This is a genomic window from Acinetobacter uliginosus, assembly GCF_044130295.1.
In the GTDB taxonomy this organism is placed as follows: Bacteria; Pseudomonadota; Gammaproteobacteria; order Pseudomonadales; family Moraxellaceae; genus Acinetobacter.
Genome location: NZ_JBIQOC010000195.1, coordinates 1 through 1,087 on the forward strand (window position 1 = coordinate 1; position 1,087 = coordinate 1,087).

A 1,087-nucleotide genomic window follows, 5' to 3' on the forward strand; every position below is an offset into this window, starting at 1 on the left:
TATTTAACATAAAATCTCTTATGCGAAATTCAGTTGTAACCCCCAAATAGAAATGTCCGGTTTATCGATTGCTCGACCTAAGATCTCAGAACATAAGAATTTGATGATCACCCTGGTTCTCAAAACTCGATACTTTATTGAAAAGTTCTATCGAGGCTTATAAGTCCTTGAAACAAAAAAAATGCCTGAACTTCAGGCATTTTTTACATCATTAATATCTACTAAAAAGCTTACAACAATCAAAAAACGAGAGTTTTATTCTTGTGAATACGACTTAACTTTTTCAAAAATTGGATAGAAATCTAATCCCTCATCTTTCATCGTAGAAATCAACGCAACGATTACAGCAATATGTGTAGGAACCACACCTTGTTTACTGTAATTCGTAATCGAATTAGGTTTCATATCCAATAAGGCAGCAAATTCCTTAATTGAAAGCCCTGCTTTACCGACAAGACGTTGAAATTCAGTATATGGCATTTAATTAAATTTATAGAAATGGTGTTTTGAGATTATAGCATAGGGTTACATTTACATAAAAACACATAAAATTATGTGGCAAACACATATTTTTATGTGTTATAAATAGCTTATCAACTAACCTATTTATCATCTCTATAGGAGAAACATACTATGTACTCATACCCGGATTCAAACACTGAAAAGAAAATTGCTCTCATGATTATTAATGAGTTTTTCATTCAAAAAGCCAATGAACTGTGGATTTTTTTACAACTCGATCAGTGCTTTAACGATTATGAAGCCACACTGATTTGGACTAGACGTTATTTAGAGAAGCATCCTGAGTGTGAGTACAGCGATATTCAAAAAGCCTTTGTTTCTTGTTTCCCAGAACACTTCTTCAGCTTTGACTGTTAATTTATGAGAGGCACGGTAAAAAATCGAAATGGGTAAGTAAATCCCAAATAACAGCCAGTTCATACAACTGGCTTTTTATTGTTACGTATAAATCTAAGACTTTCTTTGAACATACAAAAATTGATGTTCCACGGCTTCTAAGACATTGATTTTAGGTTCAGGATTGGGGTCGCCATGACGTTACTTTAGGGTGTACTCTAAATTTACA

Annotated in this window: 2 protein-coding genes; one reads left to right on the plus strand and one right to left on the minus strand. The window is 33.1% G+C overall.

Annotation, left to right across the window (positions count from 1 at the left end; all coding sequences use genetic code 11):
* Nucleotides 1–255: 255 nt before the first annotated feature.
* Entirely contained in the window at nt 256–480 is a 225-nt protein-coding gene (locus tag ACE01T_RS17700) for a hypothetical protein (protein ID WP_004758944.1), read from the minus strand.
* Between the two features lie 153 nt (nt 481–633).
* Between ACE01T_RS17700 and ACE01T_RS17705 the strand changes: the two genes are divergently transcribed.
* On the plus strand, nt 634–879 hold the full coding sequence (locus ACE01T_RS17705; protein ID WP_395519796.1) for a hypothetical protein: 246 nt from the start codon (nt 634–636) through the stop codon (nt 877–879).
* Nucleotides 880–1,087: the final 208 nt, after the last annotated feature.

Bases quoted from the DNA above. Each gene is read 5' to 3' on its own strand.
- ACE01T_RS17700 (WP_004758944.1), bottom strand. From the start codon at position 480: ATGCCATATACTGAATTTCAACGTCTTGTCGGTAAAGCAGGGCTTTCA.
- ACE01T_RS17705 (WP_395519796.1), top strand. From the start codon at position 634: ATGTACTCATACCCGGATTCAAACACTGAAAAGAAAATTGCTCTCATG.